Source organism: Spirillospora sp. NPDC127506 (genome assembly GCF_040302145.1).
Lineage (GTDB): Bacteria > Actinomycetota > Actinomycetes > Streptosporangiales > Streptosporangiaceae > Spirillospora.
The window spans coordinates 1-17,087 of sequence record NZ_JBEORG010000028.1 but is presented as its reverse complement, the minus strand read 5'-3'; the positions used below and the strand labels follow the sequence as shown (position 1 = coordinate 17,087).

13 protein-coding genes are annotated in these 17,087 nt (G+C 72.8%); 5 read left to right on the top strand and 8 right to left on the bottom strand.

Features of this window, described 5'->3' with window-relative positions:
* Window positions 1-113: 113 nt before the first annotated feature.
* From ABTW95_RS24370 to ABTW95_RS24345, 6 genes are all read right to left on the bottom strand, one after another.
* Complete coding sequence (locus ABTW95_RS24370; protein ID WP_500227461.1) at window positions 114-1,373, bottom strand: glycoside hydrolase family 6 protein; 1,260 nt, start codon at window positions 1,371-1,373, stop codon at window positions 114-116.
* A gap of 122 nt (window positions 1,374-1,495) precedes the next feature.
* Window positions 1,496-2,080, bottom strand: coding sequence for a TetR/AcrR family transcriptional regulator (locus ABTW95_RS24365; protein WP_396450507.1), 585 nt, complete (start codon window positions 2,078-2,080; stop codon window positions 1,496-1,498).
* Window positions 2,081-2,133: 53 nt separating this feature from the next.
* Window positions 2,134-2,865: an ABC transporter ATP-binding protein gene (locus ABTW95_RS24360; RefSeq protein ID WP_396450505.1), complete on the bottom strand. Its 732-nt coding sequence runs from the start codon at window positions 2,863-2,865 to the stop codon at window positions 2,134-2,136.
* Window positions 2,862-3,992: an ABC transporter permease gene (locus ABTW95_RS24355; RefSeq protein ID WP_396450503.1), complete on the bottom strand. Its 1,131-nt coding sequence runs from the start codon at window positions 3,990-3,992 to the stop codon at window positions 2,862-2,864. The genes ABTW95_RS24360 and ABTW95_RS24355 overlap by 4 nt, the downstream gene beginning before the upstream one ends.
* 382 nt (window positions 3,993-4,374) lie before the next feature.
* Window positions 4,375-5,352, bottom strand: a complete 978-nt coding sequence (locus ABTW95_RS24350) for a lipase family protein (protein ID WP_500227460.1) — start codon at window positions 5,350-5,352, stop codon at window positions 4,375-4,377.
* Between the two features lie 214 nt (window positions 5,353-5,566).
* Entirely contained in the window at window positions 5,567-6,946 is a 1,380-nt protein-coding gene (locus ABTW95_RS24345) for an MFS transporter (RefSeq protein ID WP_396454677.1), read from the bottom strand.
* A 148-nt stretch (window positions 6,947-7,094) separates the two neighbouring features.
* Between ABTW95_RS24345 and pgfA the strand changes: the two genes are divergently transcribed.
* The 3 genes from pgfA to ABTW95_RS24330 are packed head-to-tail and all read left to right on the top strand — an operon-like array spanning window position 7,095 to window position 10,514.
* Entirely contained in the window at window positions 7,095-8,171 is a 1,077-nt protein-coding gene (gene pgfA / locus ABTW95_RS24340) for a cell envelope lipid trafficking protein PgfA (protein ID WP_500227459.1), read from the top strand.
* A gap of 52 nt (window positions 8,172-8,223) precedes the next feature.
* Window positions 8,224-9,354, top strand: a complete 1,131-nt coding sequence (locus ABTW95_RS24335) for a DUF1214 domain-containing protein (protein WP_500227458.1) — start codon at window positions 8,224-8,226, stop codon at window positions 9,352-9,354.
* Window positions 9,351-10,514, top strand: a complete 1,164-nt coding sequence (locus ABTW95_RS24330; RefSeq protein WP_500227457.1) for a serine hydrolase domain-containing protein — start codon at window positions 9,351-9,353, stop codon at window positions 10,512-10,514. The genes ABTW95_RS24335 and ABTW95_RS24330 overlap by 4 nt, the downstream gene beginning before the upstream one ends.
* A 75-nt stretch (window positions 10,515-10,589) precedes the next feature.
* Here ABTW95_RS24330 and ABTW95_RS24325 read toward each other — a convergent pair whose 3' ends face one another.
* On the bottom strand, window positions 10,590-11,825 hold the full coding sequence (locus ABTW95_RS24325) for an alkyl sulfatase dimerization domain-containing protein (protein ID WP_500227456.1): 1,236 nt from the start codon (window positions 11,823-11,825) through the stop codon (window positions 10,590-10,592).
* Window positions 11,826-11,925: 100 nt separating this feature from the next.
* Window positions 11,926-12,492 (bottom strand): TetR/AcrR family transcriptional regulator, encoded by a 567-nt coding sequence (locus ABTW95_RS24320; protein WP_396450491.1) that lies wholly within the window; start codon window positions 12,490-12,492, stop codon window positions 11,926-11,928.
* 238 nt (window positions 12,493-12,730) lie between these two features.
* On the opposite strand from ABTW95_RS24320, the gene ABTW95_RS24315 reads away from it, so the two are divergent.
* Together ABTW95_RS24315 and ABTW95_RS24310 are read left to right on the top strand one after the other, a co-directional pair.
* On the top strand, window positions 12,731-14,797 hold the full coding sequence (locus ABTW95_RS24315; RefSeq protein WP_396450489.1) for an outer membrane protein assembly factor BamB family protein: 2,067 nt from the start codon (window positions 12,731-12,733) through the stop codon (window positions 14,795-14,797).
* Between the two features lie 14 nt (window positions 14,798-14,811).
* Window positions 14,812-16,971 carry an outer membrane protein assembly factor BamB family protein gene (locus ABTW95_RS24310; protein WP_500227455.1) on the top strand — a complete coding sequence of 720 codons (2,160 nt, stop codon included), beginning with the start codon at window positions 14,812-14,814 and terminating at the stop codon, window positions 16,969-16,971.
* The last annotated feature ends 116 nt before the right edge of the window (window positions 16,972-17,087 follow it).

Below are 17,087 nucleotides of genomic sequence, written 5' to 3'. Positions count from 1 at the left end.
CGCCGAGTCAGAAGCGCGGCCCCCGGGCTCTGACCTGGCTGGAGATCAGAGCCCGGGGGCCGCGGTTCCGATGGGGGACGCGGGCCGCCGCGTCCGCTACGGGTTCGGGTCGGTCAGCGGAGCGGGGGGACGGCTCGCTGGGCGAGGCCCAGGGCGTACTCGGGCCACCAGGCGCCGGCGGCCGGATCGACGATCCCGTACTCGGGGTCCTCGGGGCCGGCGGTGCCGCGGGTGCACTGGCCGTCGGACTCGCCGGGGCGCTTGATCCAGAGGAAGGCGTCGACCACAGGGTTGCCCGTGTGCGTCGACGGCCGCGCGCCGAGGCCCCGGCCCGGCGGGTTGCACCAGACCTGGGCGTCGCTGTACTTGTCCGCCGGCGGCGCCCACGGTCCCTGGCCGTTGCGGCTCGTGTCCAGGACGAAGTGCGGGAGCTTGCGCGGGTCGTCCCGGACGGTGGCCAGGTCGGCGTCGGAGCATTCGTCCGCGCCGGTCTTCTGGCGGAAGCGCAGGCACTCGGACAGCCGGGTGCCGTACGCGACCAGCTCGTCGGTGCTGCGGTAGTTGGAGACGTTCAGCGCGAAGCCGTCGGCCTTGGCGATGCCGCCCTTGAGCAGGCGGCTGGCCATGCCGAGCTGGGCGCTCGGTTCGCCGTAGCCGGCGTCGTAGTCGTTGAGCGGCTGCCAGTCCGAGTGCCCGGAGTCCACGTAGACGCCGGTGCGCGGCAGGCGCTGCAGGGCGCCGATCGCGTAGTTGATCTCGCGGAAGCGCTCATCGACCTTGGTGAGGTCCTCCGGCGTTCCGGTGGTGCCTCCGCCGCCCTCGTTGCACCACGGCTCGCTGGACAGCAGCGCCAGCCCGTCCGGCTCGACGATGACCACGGCCTCGCCGCCGCCGATCCCCCTGGCGAAGGCGTCGATCCATGCGCGGTACGCGGCCTCGCTGGGAGCACCGCCCGCCGAGTACTGCGAGCAGTCCCGCCCCGGTACGTAGTACGCCACCAGCACGGGGACGGCATGCTGCTTGGCGGCCTCGACCATCGTCTGCCGCACCGCCTTGTGCACTTCGGCGGGTGTGCCGCTGGTGAACCAGACGGCCTGCGACACCTTGGACAGGGCCCGCATCTGCGCCGCGTCGTCCTCGCGGCCCTCGGCCGCCCAGATGTCGGCCTGCTTCCCGGCATTGTTCGACGGCTCGACGTAGAACTTCGTCTTCCCGTGGAGCGGATTGCCGTGGCTGTGGCCGGGGCCGTGTCCGGGGCCGTGTCCGGGGCCGTGTCCGGGGCCGGGACCGTGCCCTAATGCCTGCGCCGGCGCCGCGAGGACCGCGACGATGCTCGCCGTGGCCGCCGCGAGGATCCCGATGCGTCTTCTCATCCGGTTCTCCAGACTCTGGGGTGGTGGGGGAGCGGCGCCCAGGCGTGGGAGCGCTCCCATGCAGGGAGTCTGATCACCGCCCACAGATCCGTCAAGACCCAACCTCGCTGTCGGAGGCGTCGCTAAGGCGTCTCGCGGAGCAGGTACGGCGCGAGCAGCTCGCGGGCGAGGCGGCGCGCGGAGCGTTCGGCCAGCCCCTCTTCGATCATGCGGCTGAGCGTGTAGACGATCGATTGGACGAGCTCGGCCGTCCCCGCGGGGTCGGACGCGCCGTGGTCGGCGAGGGCCTCGCGCAAGGGCGTCTGCAACTGGTCGTGGAGGAGCCGGCTGGAGTTGGCCAGCGCGTCGGCGCGCCCGGTGGCCGCGAGCGCGCGGGCGAGCGCGTGGTCGCCGCGCGCGACGAGGCGGAGGTTGGCGAAGACGTAGGCCAGCACGCGGGCGCCGGGCGACCCGGCCTTCCGCATCTGCGCCCGGACGTAGGCGGACCAGCGGGGGAAGGTGTCGACGATGAGGGCGTCGAGGAGGTCGTCGCGGGACTTGAAGTAGGCGTACACGCTGGAGCGGGCGAGCCCGGCCCGGCGGGCGACGTCCGCCAGGCTGGGGGCGCGCTCGGCGTCCTCCGACAGCAGGCCGCGGGCCGCGTCGAGCAGGGCCGCCCGCTGCGCGGCCCGGTGTTCCGCGATGGTCGGCGCTTGGATCTTCGGCATGCGGCCCCCCTTGCCACGGCCCCCCTGCCGCGCCCGCCGCGCCCGCCGGCGCGTCAGGCGAGTGCGGTGAGGCGCCCGTCGATCATTTCGTACACCGTGTCGCAGTGTTCGAGGACGTCGTGATCGTGCGTCACCATGATGGCCGCCGCACCGTGATGCCGCGACTCGCGGGCGAGCAGGCGGACGATCTCGTGGCTGCGCGCCCGGTCCAGGGCGGCGGTGGGCTCGTCGACGAGCAGCACGCTCGGCCCGGTCACCAGTGCCCGGGCGATGCCGACCCGCTGCCGCTCCCCGCCGGACAGCTGGTGCGGGTAGCGGTCCGCCTTGTCCGCCATGCCCACCTCCTCCAGCAGCGCGAGAGGGTCGCGGCCCGAGCGGGCGCGGCGCGGCCGGAACCGCAGCGGCAGCCGGAGCTGGTCGCGGGCGGTGAGCGCGGGGATCAGGTTGCCGGACTGGAAGACGAAGCCGATGTGCTCGCGCCGCAGCTTCGCCCGGGCCCTCGGGCCGGCCGCCGTGAGGTCGAGCCCCGCGACGGTGACCGTCCCGCGGTCCGGGCGGGCGAGCCCGCCGGCGACCGCGAGCAGGCTCGACTTCCCGGCGCCGGACGGGCCGACGATGGCGGCCAGCTCCCCGGGCCGCACCGCGAGGTCGACGTCGTCGAGGGCCTGCACGGTCTCGGTGCCGTCGCCGTGCTGGAGGCAGACGCCCTCCATGAGCAGCGCCGGGCGGTCGGGCGCGGTCGCGTCCTCCGCCGGCCCGGTGGTCGGCGTGGTCTGGCCGGTCATCGGTTGCCTCCCAGGGCGGTGGCGGGGTCGATGGACGCGATGCGGACGACGGCGGCGCCGGCGCCGGCCAGCCCGAGCAGGACGATCCCCGCCGCCGCGGTCGAGACGCTCGGCGCGCTGAGCGCGAACGGCGCTCCGCCGCCGGTGATGAGCGACCCGAGGCCGACGCCGATCCCCGCGCCGATCGCGACGGCGGCCACCAGCAGGATGAACGCCTGGGCGAGCGCGTCGCGCAGCAGCCATCCCCGTGACGCGCCCATCGCGCGCAGCACGGCGACCTCGTGCTTGCGCTGGATCGCCCAGACGGCGAAGAACGCCCCGACGACCAGCGCGGAGATGGCGTACAGGAACCCCTGGATGAGCCGCAGTGTGGACGTCTCCGCGGTGTAGCCGGGGGACGCGCCGTAGGACTGCTTCAAGGTGAGGCTCTCGGTGCGGGCGGCGGCGTCGCCCGCGGAGAGGTCCACCGAAGCGCCGGGCTCCGCCCGCACCGCCACCGCGGTGATCTCCCGGGTGGCGTGCGCGGGCATCGCGTCGCCCGGCGCCGCCCCGGCCTTGACCCGCTGCCAGGTCGCCAGGGGCACGTAGGCTACGTCGACATGCCCGAAGGTGTCCTGCCGGGGGGTGGCCCCGATGACGCGCAGCTTCGTGCCGAGGCGGTCGACGGTGATCGTGTCGCCGATGCGCAGCCCGGCGTCCAGGGCCGTGCGGCTGACGACGATGCCGTCCGCGCCGTTCAGCCGCGAGCCCTCCCCGACCTCGGGCGAGAGGAACGAATCCGTCGCCACCCCGAACAGCGCGAGGTCGATGTCCACGCCCCTGTCGCTCTTCGCGTTGATGAGCGTGTTGCCGAAGGGCGCCGCGTCGGCCACGCCCGGCCTGCTCCGCCAGGCGTCCACCGCGGACGTCTCCACCACGCTCCTCGAGAAGGCGGAGTCGTGCTGGACGCCGCGCTCGAACGCGAAGGAGGTGACCGGCAGGTTCTGCAGCCCGGACACCCCGTCCCTGACCAGCCCCACCGACAACCCGGACAACATCACCATGAGGACCGCGATCAGCCCCACCACGGTTCCCATCAGCCCGAACCGGACCTTGGCGAACCGCAGCTCACGAAGTGCGAGGAACATCGGCCCCACACCTTCTTGTCGACATCATGTCGACAACATACCAACACCTTGTCGCCAACCTCCCCGGGGTCGCCCGATTCCCCGGGCGTCTCCGGCCGGCCGCGGTCACCGCCCGGCGAATCGCCGGCCGGGTGCGTCGGAAACGCGTCGGCCGGCCCCGCCCGGGGACCGGCCGCGACAGCACTCGGGCCCGTCCGCGCGGCAGATCGCGGACGGGCCCGAGGCGGGGTGGTGTTCCCGGGGTCAGCCGGGTCGGGACACCGCCGGCGGCGTCCCTGTGCGGGCCGGGACGGGGACGGCTCCGTGCGGGGAGACGGTCGTGCGGCCGGAGAGGATCGTCAAGCCTGGCGCACGCTGCCGTCCGGAGTGCCCGTCCGGCATGTCAGCAGCCCTTGGCGCCGCTGCCGGCGGGGCAGGCGGGCTTGGTGGTCGAGACCGTCATGGGCCGGACCGGCACCCCGTCGCTCCACGTCCCGAGCGAGGTCTGGTGGGCCGTGCCGCCCAGGGCGTAGTCGCAGTGCGTGCCGTAGACCGCGCAGTCGCGCAGGGCGTCGCCCAGCTTCCAGATGCCGTACCAGTCGAGAGCGTCGACCTCGGCCTGGCCGTTATTGCTGGTCGGCACCCGGTGGTCGGCGGTCAGGGCCGGGGATCCGTGCGCGTCGCTGAACATCCACATGTAGTTGCGGTTGGTGGTCGGGATGTGTCCGGTCAGGTCCCAGATCGCGTCGCAGCCGGTGCGGCCGACCGTCGTGTCCTCGTCGCCGACGAGGCAGTCGATCTTGGTCGTGGAGGGGATCCCCGCCAGGGACGAGTCGAGCGACCGGTCGTAGGGCTCGGTGAACAGGATCGCGTTGGGACGGGGGAGTCCCTCCGCCGACCAGCGGTTCGCGATGTTCGCGGCGGTCGGCCCGCCCCAGGAGTGTGCGATGAGCGTCATTCCCTTCGATGTGTCGGGCTTGACCTCCGCGTCGGCGGGGTAGTTGGCCAGCGCGTGCTTGATGGAGTAGATGGAGTTCCCCGCGAAGGTCCTGGGCAGGGTCAGCGCGCTCGTCTGGTAGCGGGGGAAGATGACGACGTTGCCCTTGCGGGTGAGGTGGTCGATCCAGTCCTCGTAGTACTTGGGGTCGTCACCGAGCCATCCGTGCACCAAGGTGACCAGCGGCACGGTGGACGGGGCGCCCCCGGAGCCCTGCCAGCCCGTGGGTGCGAAGACCCAGTAGTCCTTGGTGTGGTCGCTGAAGGTGACGCTGCGGACGGTGGAGCCCGACCACAGGTAGTCTGCGCCGCCCGGGCCGGCCGCGGGCTGCGCGGGCGGTGTCGGAGCCGCCGCCAGCGCGCTGGGGATCGGTCCTGCGAGCATGGCGAGCGCGGTGATCAGGATGAGGAGCGGACCTCTGAGCGATGCGGTCTTCGAGGTCGTTGCTCGTAGCGGATTTTCCAACTGACTTCCTCCTTGGGGTGGGGCCTGCCCGGGGGCCGATGTCTTCCGGGCAGGACGAGACGGGCCGGCGCGCCGTGCGGCGGGCAGGCGGTCATGGAGGGGTGTTCGGGTGAGCGGGGGACGGGCGGGCGGTTCAGCCCGCGGGCGGGCGGCTCCGGTCGCGGTCGAAGGTCATGTGGGCCGCGATCGTCAGCAGCCCTCCCAGCAGCAGCGGGACCGACAGCCCGTACATGGCCGAGACCACCGAGCCGGTCGCGTCCGAGACGACCCCGACCACGAGCGGTCCGAAGGCGACGCCGAACGCTCCGCACACGTGCAGTGCGGCGAAGCCGAGGCCGCGCGTGGTCGCGTGCAGGACGTCGGCTATCGCGGCGGTGAGGTTGGGGATGGCCGTCGCCATGGTCGCCTTCGCCAGCAGCAGCGTGATCGCGAACGCCCCGAGGGACGGCATCGAGATCGCCGCGACGAGGAACACGCCTCCGATCACGATCCCGGCCCCGCCGACCAGGAGGCGAGCGCCGCCGCGCCGCCAGCGGCGGCCGAGCCGGGTTCCGGCCAGCACGCCCGCGACGACCCCGATCACCGTGACCGCACCGCTGACCGACGCCGCGAGCCCCTCGGCGACGCCGTGGTCGCGGTGGATCAGGGTCGGCGTCCAGTAGGAGATCCCCGAGAGCCCGAACGCCAGGGCCGCCAGGGCGATCGAGAGCAGGAGGAGCGTCGGCGTCCCGAGCACCTGGCGGAGTTGCCGGCGGAAGCGGGGGTGCCCGCCCCGCCCGGGGCGGGCGGCGCCCGTGCGGGCCTCCGGGACGCGGCCGTCCTCGTCCGCGGGAGCGCCGGGTGAGCCCGGCGCGGCGCCCGCCGGCCGGTCGAGCAGGCCGCGCGGCGGCTCTTGCAAACGCATGCACAGCGCGGCGACGATCAGCCCGGGAATGGCGGCGATGACGAAGGCGGCGCGCCAGCCGAAGTGCTGTCCGAGCACTCCGCCCGCTATTACGCCGATGCTGGCGAGATAGGGGGTCAGCCCTCTCCAGCCATAGGCCTTCGCCCGGCTTTGCGGGGGATAGAAATCGGCCAGGAGGCTCCCTGAAAGAGGGCCGTAGAAGCCCTCGGAGCTCGCCAGCAGCAACCGGATGACAAAGAACATCGCGAACCCGGTCGCGAGGCTGGAGGCGAGTGTCGCGACCGCCCAGCACAGCACGATGACCGCGAGGATGCGGACACGGCGGTACCGGTCGGCGAGGTATCCGGCCAGCGGCGTCAGGGTGACCGCGGCCAGCGCCCCGCCCAGCGGCAGCAGCCCGGCGGTGGTGTCGCCGACGTCCCACTCGTCCTGGATGAAAGGCAGCACGCCCGGGAGCAATTGGTGTTCGAAACGGTCGATGAACCCGGCCGCCGCGAGTACCGCCAGGGGTTTCCACCCATAGGGCGCGTGGCCGTCCGCGGGGCGGGGGGAGCGCCGATCCGGCGCGGGCTCCCCCGCTCGCCGGATGTCGGAGTCGTCCTTGATCATTTGCTCTTCCATACTCCGGGGACTTGGTTATCGGGTCCCTTCGTCCCCGCCTTCGAGCTGACCGGGTCCGAGCTTCTCGGCCGCGTCGGGCTGATGTCCACGGGATGAATAGTGGCGTATTTGCACTCAGAGTGCAATAGTTGGCTCCATGTCGAGTTCTCAAGACCGCGGGCCGGTCCCGCACTCCGGGCGCGGTGCGGGAAGGGCGAGGCCGGCCCGCGCCCTCGGCCTGGCCGCGGTCGCGTCCGGTGCGTGCCTGCTCGCCCTCGCTCCGCTTCTGCGCCTGCAGGTGGCGCCGAAGCTCCTCGTCGCGCCCGCGGACGTCTACCAGAAGACGACGCTGCAGGCCGCCGACGCCACGTACCTGGACGTCAAGGGCCGCACCGTCAGGCGCGGCGCGCGGGTCACGGCCGTCAACACCATCCGCGGGGACGTCCGCGCCAGTGACGAGAAGATCGCCGTCTGGGACTCCTTCACGTGGATCGGGGACGCCGACAGCGGCGCCCAGATCGACATCCAGTCGCAGCGCGTGGCCTTCGACCGCCGGACGGCGCGGCTGCTCAACGTGCGGGGCGCCGCGGTGAACGGCGACACGAGCGTCAAGCAGTCGGGGATCGGGCTCTTCTGGCCGATCGGCGTGCAGAAACGGACCTACTACGTCTTCGATACCAAAACGATGACGCGGCAGCCGATGAAGTTCGCCGGCGTCGACCGGGTCGGGGGCGTCACGGCCTACCGGTTCGTCCAGCGCACCGAGCCGACGGTGGTCGGCTCCCCCGTACGGGTCCCGGCCGCACTGCTGGGTCTGGACGAACCCGCCCGCGGAGACCGCGGCTCCGACGCCGGCAGCGGTGAAGTCGAGGTCGACAAGGTCTACGAGGGGACGGTCACGGCATGGGTCGACCCGCGCACCGGCATCCGCGTCGACCAGCGGCAGACGAGCAGGACGGTGCTCCGCACGAAGGACGGGGCCGACCGCCTGATCGTCGCGGACCTCGATCTGAGGCTGTCCGACGCCGACCGGCGAGACCGGGTGTCTCGGACGAACAAGACGGCTCGCACGATCTTGCTCCTCCGGGTCGTCCTGCCGCTCACCTCGGCCGGTCTCGGCGCGGCGCTCCTGATGGCGGTGTATCTCAGGGCCCGTGCCAGGCGCGCCCGCCTCGACGCGGCTCCTCCGCTCTCGCGCGAGGCGGAGCCCGAGGTGCATGACGACGCCGTGTAGTGCGCCGCACACCGTGCCGGCGTCCGCAGGAAGCAGGAAAGAGAGTGCACCAGTGACCGAACTACTCCATCCGGGGAACGGCTCCCGTCCGCTAGAGAGCATCGCGGCCTGGCGCGAGCTCATGGCCGCGCTAGCCGAGGCGGGCGAGACGATGGCGGCGGACGCGGACGCCATCCCCGCCGTCGACGTGGCCGAAGGCTTCGGCTTCCTCCTGAACGTGCTGACCGACCAGTTCGAGCGTGCCGCGTTGCGGCGCTCCCGGCACCCGGTGTTCCTGCCGGGGGTGACGCCGGTGCGTAAGTTCTTCTTCGACAATCCCGACACCGACTACGACATCGCGGTGCTCGGCCGTGCCCGCCGCTACCGCATCTGGGGGAACCGCGGAACCTCGACCTACCTGTCGTTCTGCGTGTACTCGGCGATGGGCCGAGATGGGACGACCCGCCTGGTCAATCTGTCCGACGATGACATCGCCTTCTCGCCCGGCGGCGACTTCGAGGTGATCCTCTCGCCCGAGGAGGCGCCGGGCGGCTGGCTCCGCGTCGACGCCGACTCGCGGGCGGTCATCGCCCGGCAGTATTTCCTCGACCGCGAAACGGAGGTCCCCGCGGAGTACCGGATCGAGGCGCTGGACGACCCGGCCCCCGATCCGCCGCTCGACGACCAGGGCTTCGCCCGCATCGCGCGCACCACGGCGACGTTCGTCAAGGCGGCGGCATCGCTGTCGGCGCAGCGGGTGGAGAGGATGCGCGCGACGCCGAACCGCTTCGTCGCGACCGGCGAGCACGGCCCCTACCGCACCCCGGACAACGACTACGTGGTCTGCTGGTACTCGCTCGGCGAAGGGGAGGCGCTCGTCATCGACGTGCGTCCTCCGCGATGCCGCTATTGGGGGGTGCACTTGGCGAACCGCTGGGGCCAGTCCCTGGACCATCGGACGCGGCGGACGGGGCTCAACAGCGCCACCGCGACGGCCGGGGCGGACGGGAGCGTACGAGTCGTCGTGGCCGGCGCCGATCCCGGCCTGCCGAACTGGCTGGACACCTCGGGCCATCCCGAGGGCTGGGTCCTGTTCCGCTGGCTTCTCGCGGACGCGCCGGTCATGCCCGATGCCGAACGGGTCAGGCTCGCCGACCTGCGGGACGACCGGGGCGCGGCCCCGCACGGCGGGAGCGCGCGATGACCCGGCCGCCCGCAGGACCGAACCGCGTTCTCGGGGCCGCTCTCACCGCCGTCCTCCTCGCCGGCGGGTGCTCCGCCGGGCACGGGTCCGGGGAGGCGGGAACGTCAGCCGCCCCCTCGGCCGGCGAGGCCGGCCCGTCCCCATGGGAGACGACGGCGCCCGCGGCCGCCGGCATGGACGCGGCGAAGCTCAAGAGCATCGCGGCGGTCGCCGAGAAGGGGGATTCGGACTGCCTGGCCGTCGCACGCGATGGGAAGCTCGTCGGCGAGTGGTACTTCCGCGAGGGGCGGCCGGAGAAGGCCCAGCCGGTATGGTCCGTCACCAAGTCGTTCACCGGCATCCTGGTCGGGATCGCCCAGGACGACGGCGTCCTGAGCCTTGACGACAAGGCGTCGAAATGGATCGGCGAGTGGAAGGGGACCCCCTCGGAGAAGGTGACGGTGCGCGACCTCCTCAGCAACGTCTCCGGCCGGGAATGGAGCTTCCAGACCGACTACCAGCAGCTGCTGCGGGCATCGGACCGCACGAAGTTCGCCATCGGCCTGAAACAGCAGCACGACCCCGGCGAGGTCTGGGTCTACAACAACTCGGCGGTCCAGACCCTGCAGCGCGTGCTGCAGAAGGCCACCGGAAAGGAGGTCTCCCGCTTCGCCGAGGAACGCCTGTTCAAGCCGCTGGGAATGAGCCGCACCACCATGGGCGCCGATCGCGCCGGCAACACGCAGACCTTCATGGGCATCAACTCCACGTGCCGGGACATGGCCCGGTTCGGTGAGATGATGCTCGAAAACGGGAAATGGCGGGGGCGGCAGATCGTGTCCGCCGCCTATGTCAAGGAGGCCACAGGCCGGCCGTCGACGAAGCTGAACTCGGCATACGGCTACCTCTGGTGGCTCAACCGGCCCGGCACCGTCCGCGGCCCGCTCGCGGCGACCGACCTGGGAGGGGCGCGGCGGGCGGAGACCTCGCGGGGCCGGCTGGTGCCGGGCGCTCCGCCCCGGCTGTTCTGGGCGCTGGGCCTCGGCAACCAGCTCGTCCAGGTGGATCCGGTGTCCCGGACCGTCGTGGTGCGCCTGGGGAAGACCGAACCGCGGCCCAAGCCGCCGACCTTCGGTCCGTCCGAGGCCGCCAAGGTCGTCACCGACGCGGTGATCCGCTGACGCGGCGCCGTGATCGGCGGAGAAGGCGCCGCCCCCGTGGCTCGGGGGCGGCGCCTTCCCGCTGCGGGGGCGGGTTCAGCTCTGGGCGGCCGCCAGGTAGATGCCGCGTGTCATCAGGGACGTGGCCGACTGCGCGAGCGCGGTGAAGATCTGCCGGTGGGTGTCCTTGATGTCCTTGTCGTCCGGTGCGGCCTGGTGCGCCAGTTCGATCAGGCGCGCGGCGATCCGCGGTTCGGCGTCGTCCAGCGCGCGGCAGGCCCGTGCGGCGAGGTTGTGCGGGCCGCCCGCGAGCTCGGCCAGCACCGAGGCGAGCCGGTCCGGCCGCGGCGGCTTGAGCGCGGCCGGATCGCCGTCCCACCAGCCCCCGTAGAGGCGCCAGATGTTGCGGACGATGAACTCGGGCTCGTCGTAGGCGGCCCGCAGGTAGGGCTTGGCGGCCAGTCGCTCCGGCACGTGCACGACATGGATGATCTCGTCGAGGCGCGCGCCGCGGTTCATGAGGGCCAGGGTCTGCGACACCAGCGACTCAAGGTATTCCGCCACATCGGTCAGCGCCGTGCGGACTCGCTCGCGCCCGGCGATGGGGGCGCCGTGCCCCGGGATCAGCAGCGACGCGTCCAGTTCGGCCATGGCCCGCAGCGCGGTCGCCCACTCGGCCGCGTACCGCTGGACCTTCTGGGGATTGCCGCAGTTGGGGGAGTGCCAGATGAACAGGTCGCCGGCCAGGATGAGATCGCGCTCGGGGACGTAGGCCCAGGTGTGGTCGTCGGTCTCGCCGCGTGCGTGCCGCAGTTCGAAGGTGAGCTCGCCGACGCGCAGCCGGTGCTCGTCGCGGTAGGTGATCTCGGGATACCGGAAGTCCTGCGGCCAGCGGAACTTCGGGTTCCCGAACTGCCGCGCGTTGACCGCGCGGTTGTAGTCCGCGGTCAGGACATAGCGTTCGAATCTGGCCTTGACGGCCTCGTGCGCGATGACCACGGGCCGCTCGGCGCCGTTCCGTTCCGCCTCCGCGTCGAAGGGGCCGAGCCCGCAGACATGGTCGATGTGCCCGTGCGAGTAGACGGCGTACCGCACCGGGTCGGGGCACCATTTTCGAATCGCCTGGTAATTGCTCTCGGCCGTGTTCTGGGCTCCGGTGTCGAAGAGGACCAGGCCATTGTCGGTCCGCAGGACGGTGACATTCGCGAACGCGGGTACCACGGCGACGCCGTCGGCGATCTCGTATGCCACTCCGGTGGGGATTTCGCCGTTGATGAATCCCTCCATGCCGGCCTTGCCCTGCCACATCCGCTCCGCATACTGCATCAGCATGGACCCACTATTGCACTCTGAGTGCAAAGATGCCAGTGTGGGGCGGCGCACAGTCGGGCGGCCGCGGGCGTGCCGGCGGTCGGAGCGGGAGGGAAGGCGGTCAGGCGGGGATGAGCGCGGTGAGGATCTCGCGGAAGCAGCGGCGCTTGTCCGCCGGACTCAGCCGCCGCAGGTGGTACCAGGCGCCCCAGCTGACGGCGGCGTCCACGATGTCGGGAAGCAGCGGGTCGCGCCCGCGGAATTCCGCCGCGAACACCTCGCGGAGCATCCCCCGCAGCCACTCGTCGCCCTCGTTGATCAGCCCGGCCACCACCCCGGAGGTGGCGGCCGCGATGGAGACGCGCCGGACCGGCGTCATGGTCTCGTAGATGCGTTCCAACTGGTCGACGAAGCGGTCGATGCGCTCGGGAAGCGGGAGGTCGGGGCTGATCGGCTCGACCGCGGCGAGCAGGCGTTCGGCCTGGCGCTGCCCGGCCTCGACGTACAACTCGTCCAGATCGGAGAAATGCACGAAGACGCTGCGGCGGGACACGCCGGCCCGGGTGGCTATGTCGGCGGCGGTCGGCACCTTGCCGGACTCCCGCAGAAGATCGAGGAGGGCCTCGGTGATCGCCCTCCGAGTCTGCTCCGGGCCACGCGAACGCTGATTCGAGCCGACCGTCCCCATGAGACCGCCAGTAGAGCAGGCCCCGTCCCCCAGTGCAAGTGAGCGCCCGCGCCGGCCGCCCGGATCGGCCGGGCGGCGCCGAGGCGGCGACTTCGCTGAGCATCTCGTCCTGGTCTGCCAGAATCATGGCGGTCTCACCGCGGACGCAGGCGAACGGGGCGGTGCGCACCGGCATCTCACTGCGCGGACGGGAGCGCGGTCCGCGGAGGTCAGGAGCAGGAGAGAGGGTGTGGCGGGCATGGAGCCTCTCCGGTCCGGTGATCCCCGGCGGGTCGGCGGCCACCGGCTGCTGGCCAGGCTCGGCACCGGCGGCATGGGCCAGGTGTTCCTGGGGCGTTCCCCAGGCGGGGCGCTGGTGGCGGTCAAGATCGTCCACCCCCAGCTGGTCCAGGATCCGGGCTTCCGGGCGCGGTTCCGCCGCGAGGTCGATGCGGCCCGGGCCGTCAGCGGCGCCTTCACCGCCCCCGTCATGGACGCCGATCCCGACGCCGCCCTGCCGTGGCTGGCGACCGCATACCTGCCGGGCGTGCCGCTGGACCTGGCGGGGCCGCTGCCGGCTCCCGCCGTCGCGGCGCTGGGCGCCGGGCTCGCCGAGGCGCTGGTGTCGATACACCGCGCCGGGATCGTGCACCGCGACCTCAAACCGTCCAACGTCATCCTGGGGCTCGACGGGCCGAAGGTGATCGACTTCGGCATCGCCCACGCCGCGGGCGGCGCCATCGTCACCCAGGCGGGTTTCGCCGTCGGGTCCCCCGGCTTCATGTCGCCGGAGCAGGCCCGCGGGGCGCCGACGGGGCCCGCCGCCGACGTCTTCTCCCTCGGCGCGGTCCTGGTCTTCGCCGCGACGGGCGCCGGCCCCTACGGGCAGGGGCCGCCCCACGTGCTGATCTACCGCGCCGTGCACGAGCGGCCGCGGCTCGACGCCGTCACCGATCCGGGACTGCGCGCGGTCGCCGAGGAATGCCTGGACCCCGACCCGAGCAGGAGGCCGGCCCCGGACCGGCTGCTTCACCGGCTCGCCCCCCTCGTGCCGCAGAGCACCGACCTGCACGGCGTCGGCTGGCTGCCGGACCCCGTCGCCGCCCGCATCCTCCAGGCGGGCACGGACGTGCCCGACCTCCCGCTGACCGAGCCCCGGTCGGCCGTGGCCCAGGAACGGCGGCGGCTCCTGCTCCTCGGCGGGGCGGCCGCGTGCGTCGTGCTGGGCGTCGGGGGAGCCGTGCCGCTGGTCCGCGCACTGCGGGCGGCTTCCTCGGACGGGCTTGGCAAGCGGCCGCCGGCCGTGCCGCCCACCACGTCCTCCGCACCGGCGCCCCCGCCCATGCATGACGGCAAGGTGCTGTGGAAACGCTTCTCCGGCGACGACTTCCTCATCTCCACCCCGGTGGCGGCCGGCGGGCAGGTCTTCGTGGGCAGTGAGAAGCGGGGCCTGCTGGCATTCGACGCGAAGACCGGCGAAGCGCGGTGGCGACACCGGACCGCGCTGCGGATCGTCACCGGTCCCGCCGTCGCGTCGGGCCTCGTCTACGCCCTTTCGCAGGACGGAGTCCTGCACGCGGTCAACGCCCGCACGGGCAAGCTGAAATGGCGGCGGACGGTCGGGAACACCCAGGCGGACCCCGTGGTCGACCGGGGGCTCGTCTTCTGCGGCGGCGACGCCTTCCAGGCGCTCGACGCGTCCGGCGGCGCGGTCCGATGGCAGCGCGGCGGCGCCGCCCACACCCCCGCCATCGCCGACGGCACGATCTACGTTCCCAGCGGCAAGAGGCTCACCGCCTACGACGCGTCCACCGGACGGACCCGGTGGACGTACCAGTCCCCCAACGGCGTCCAGGACGCCGCGGCGGCGAACGGCATGGTCTGCTTCGCCGACTTCCAGGGGGAGAAGGTCCACGCGGTCGACGCCCGTACCGGTAAGCGGCGCTGGACGTTCGACATCGGGGAGACCGCCACGTCCCGGCCGGTGGTGACGGACCGCCTGGTGTACGTGTGCGACTACGGCGGGAAGGTCTCCGCTCTGGATTCCGCCACCGGGACGATGCGCTGGCAGATCCAGGTGGAGGGGGAGATCCACGCGAACCCCGTCCTGACCGGCGGCACCCTGTACGTCCCCAGCGGGATCTATTCCAACGGAGGCGTGTACGCGATCGAGGCCGGCACCGGCCGCAAGGTGTGGCGCTTCTGGACCGCCGGGGGCATCGAGTCCGGCGTGGCCGTCGCGGACGGTGTCGTCTACACCGGCTGCAAGGACGGTTACCTGTACGCTCTCGACGCGCGCGGTGGATCGGGCACCGCGACCGGGTGAAAGACGGGGAGCCGATGTCCGCGACACGTTCTGGAATCCCGCGGCAGGTGGGGCCCTACCGCGTCGTGTCCAGGCTGGGCGAGGGCGGCATGGGGCAGGTCTTCGCCGGCCGCTCACCCGGCGGCCGGACGGTCGCCATCAAGATCATTCACCCGGCCCTGGCGGAGGACGCCGACTTCCGGGCGCGGTTCCGGCGCGAGATCACGGCGGCCCGCGCCGTCGGCGGCGTCTACACCGCCCCGGTGGTGGACGCCGACCCCGACGCCTCGCCGCCGTGGCTGGCCACGGCGTTCCTGCACGGCATGTCGCTGGAGGAAGCCGTCGCCGCGCACGGGCCGCTGCCTCCCCCCGCGGTCCGCGCGCTCGGCGCCGGGCTCGCCGAGGCGCTGGTGTCGATCCACCGCGCCGGGGTCGTGCACCGCGACCTCAAGCCGTCCAACGTGATGCTCACCCCCGAAGGGCCGCGCGTCATCGACTTCGGCATCGCCCGCCCGAGCGAGGCCACCGCGCTCACGCGGACCGGCGCGGCCCTCGGCACCCCCGCCTACATGTCCCCCGAGCAGGCGTCCGGCGGTGCGGCCGGGCCGCCGTCGGACGTGTTCTCGTTCGGCGCCGTCCTGACCTACGCCGCCACCGGAGCCGGCCCGTTCGGGCAGGGCGCCGTCCACGAGATGGTGTACCGCGTCATGCACCTGCCGCCCCATCTGGAGGGCGTCCCCGATCCCGGCCTGCGCGCGCTGATCGCGGCCTGCATGGACAAGGATCCCGCTCGCAGGCCCGGCGCCGACTGGCTGCTGGCGCAGCTGTCCGCCGACCCGGCCGCCGCCGCGCAAGGCACGCATTGGCTTCCGCCGCCCATCGCGCACGACGTCGCCCGGCGAGGCGAGACCGCCGTCCCCGGCGGCTCGGGCCGCCGCGCCTTCCTGGCCCTCGGCGCGGGCGGCGTCCTGGCGGCCCTGGCCGGGGGCTCGGCCGGCGCCTTCCTCCTGCGGCGGGGCGGCGACTCCGCGGTCCGCTGGACGTTCGAGCTGCCCGACGACATGTACACCAGGGCGCCGCTCGCGGCGTCGCGCGGGACCGTGTACGTGTTCGCCTCCGCGAGGCTGGACGGCCGCACGTTCGCGCTCGACGCCCGGACCGGGCGGCAGAGGTGGCAGGCGGACTTCACGGCGGCCCGCGACTCGTCGCCGGCCCTGCTCGGCGGCAGGGGCTTCCTCTACGACTCCGCGAGCCGTGAGGCCGTGGTCGGGTTCGAGGAGGCGACCGGCAAGGCCCTCTGGACCCAGTCGCTGAAGAGCATCGGTCTCGCGCCCGTCGTGGTCGCCGGGTCCGGGGTCGTCTGCCTCACCGGAAGCAGCGGCACCGGGGAGTACGGGCTGTACGGGTACGACGCCGCGAGCGGCAGGCCGCGCTGGCAGTACAGCGTGGACACCCTGTTCCAGACCCAGGCGGCGCTCGCGGGCGGCCTGTGCTGCTTCAGCTCGGAGAAGGGCTTCGTCTACGGGATCGACATCGCCACCGGCAACGCGCGCTGGCAGGTGCGGACGGGTGCCGGCGCCGCCTCGACACCGGTGGTGGCGGGCGACCTGGTGGTGGTCGCCACCGAGGACGGCTCCGTCCTCGGCCTGGAGGCGGCCACCGGACGGAAGCGGTGGAGCGTCCCCCTCGGCGGCGCCGCGGCGTCCCAGAATGGGAAGGGAGCCCCGGTGGGGGTCGCCGGCGGCACCGTGTTCGTCGGCGGCCAGGACGGCACCCTCTACGCCCTCGACGCGGCGTCCGGACGCCGGCGCTGGCAGCGCCCCGTCGCGGGCGCCGCGGGAAGCGCCGGATCGCGTGGCTTCCTGATCCCCGCGGTGGGCGGAGGGGTCGCGGTGGCCACCGACAACGAGGGCAGGATCGTCGCCCTCGACGCCGCCACCGGCGCGCCCCGCTGGGAGCGCGGAGTGGGCAAGGGGCATGGTGAACGGCCCCTGATCTTGGGATCGCTGGTGTACTACGGCGCCATCGGCGGCCTGTCGGTCTTTGACCTGCCGACAGGCCGCCTACGCCACCGCTTCGAGTTCGAGGACGTCCAAAGCATCCTGGGCAGCGCGAGGTACTACACCGCGATGGACGGCACGGTGTACTGCGTCGTGGACGACACCGTCGTCCAGGCGATCTGCTACGAGCCGTGACACGGCTCTGAGCCCCATGGCTTAGCCTCGATCCACCGGGTGATTGCTGTTCAGGTTGCGGAAACGACAAAAGGGATGCCCCGTGGCCTGCGATGATGGGCTTGTCTAAGGTCCAG

Bases quoted from the DNA above. Each gene is read 5' to 3' on its own strand.
- ABTW95_RS24320 (WP_396450491.1), bottom strand. From the start codon at position 12,492: ATGGGGACGGTCGGCTCGAATCAGCGTTCGCGTGGCCCGGAGCAGACT.
- ABTW95_RS24350 (WP_500227460.1), bottom strand. From the start codon at position 5,352: ATGCTCGCAGGACCGATCCCCAGCGCGCTGGCGGCGGCTCCGACACCG.
- pgfA (WP_500227459.1), top strand. From the start codon at position 7,095: ATGTCGAGTTCTCAAGACCGCGGGCCGGTCCCGCACTCCGGGCGCGGT.
- ABTW95_RS24360 (WP_396450505.1), bottom strand. From the start codon at position 2,865: ATGACCGGCCAGACCACGCCGACCACCGGGCCGGCGGAGGACGCGACC.
- ABTW95_RS24310 (WP_500227455.1), top strand. From the start codon at position 14,812: ATGTCCGCGACACGTTCTGGAATCCCGCGGCAGGTGGGGCCCTACCGC.
- ABTW95_RS24365 (WP_396450507.1), bottom strand. From the start codon at position 2,080: ATGCCGAAGATCCAAGCGCCGACCATCGCGGAACACCGGGCCGCGCAG.
- ABTW95_RS24355 (WP_396450503.1), bottom strand. From the start codon at position 3,992: ATGTTCCTCGCACTTCGTGAGCTGCGGTTCGCCAAGGTCCGGTTCGGG.
- ABTW95_RS24370 (WP_500227461.1), bottom strand. From the start codon at position 1,373: ATGAGAAGACGCATCGGGATCCTCGCGGCGGCCACGGCGAGCATCGTC.
- ABTW95_RS24330 (WP_500227457.1), top strand. From the start codon at position 9,351: ATGACCCGGCCGCCCGCAGGACCGAACCGCGTTCTCGGGGCCGCTCTC.
- ABTW95_RS24325 (WP_500227456.1), bottom strand. From the start codon at position 11,825: ATGCTGATGCAGTATGCGGAGCGGATGTGGCAGGGCAAGGCCGGCATG.
- ABTW95_RS24315 (WP_396450489.1), top strand. From the start codon at position 12,731: ATGGAGCCTCTCCGGTCCGGTGATCCCCGGCGGGTCGGCGGCCACCGG.
- ABTW95_RS24345 (WP_396454677.1), bottom strand. From the start codon at position 6,946: ATGATCAAGGACGACTCCGACATCCGGCGAGCGGGGGAGCCCGCGCCG.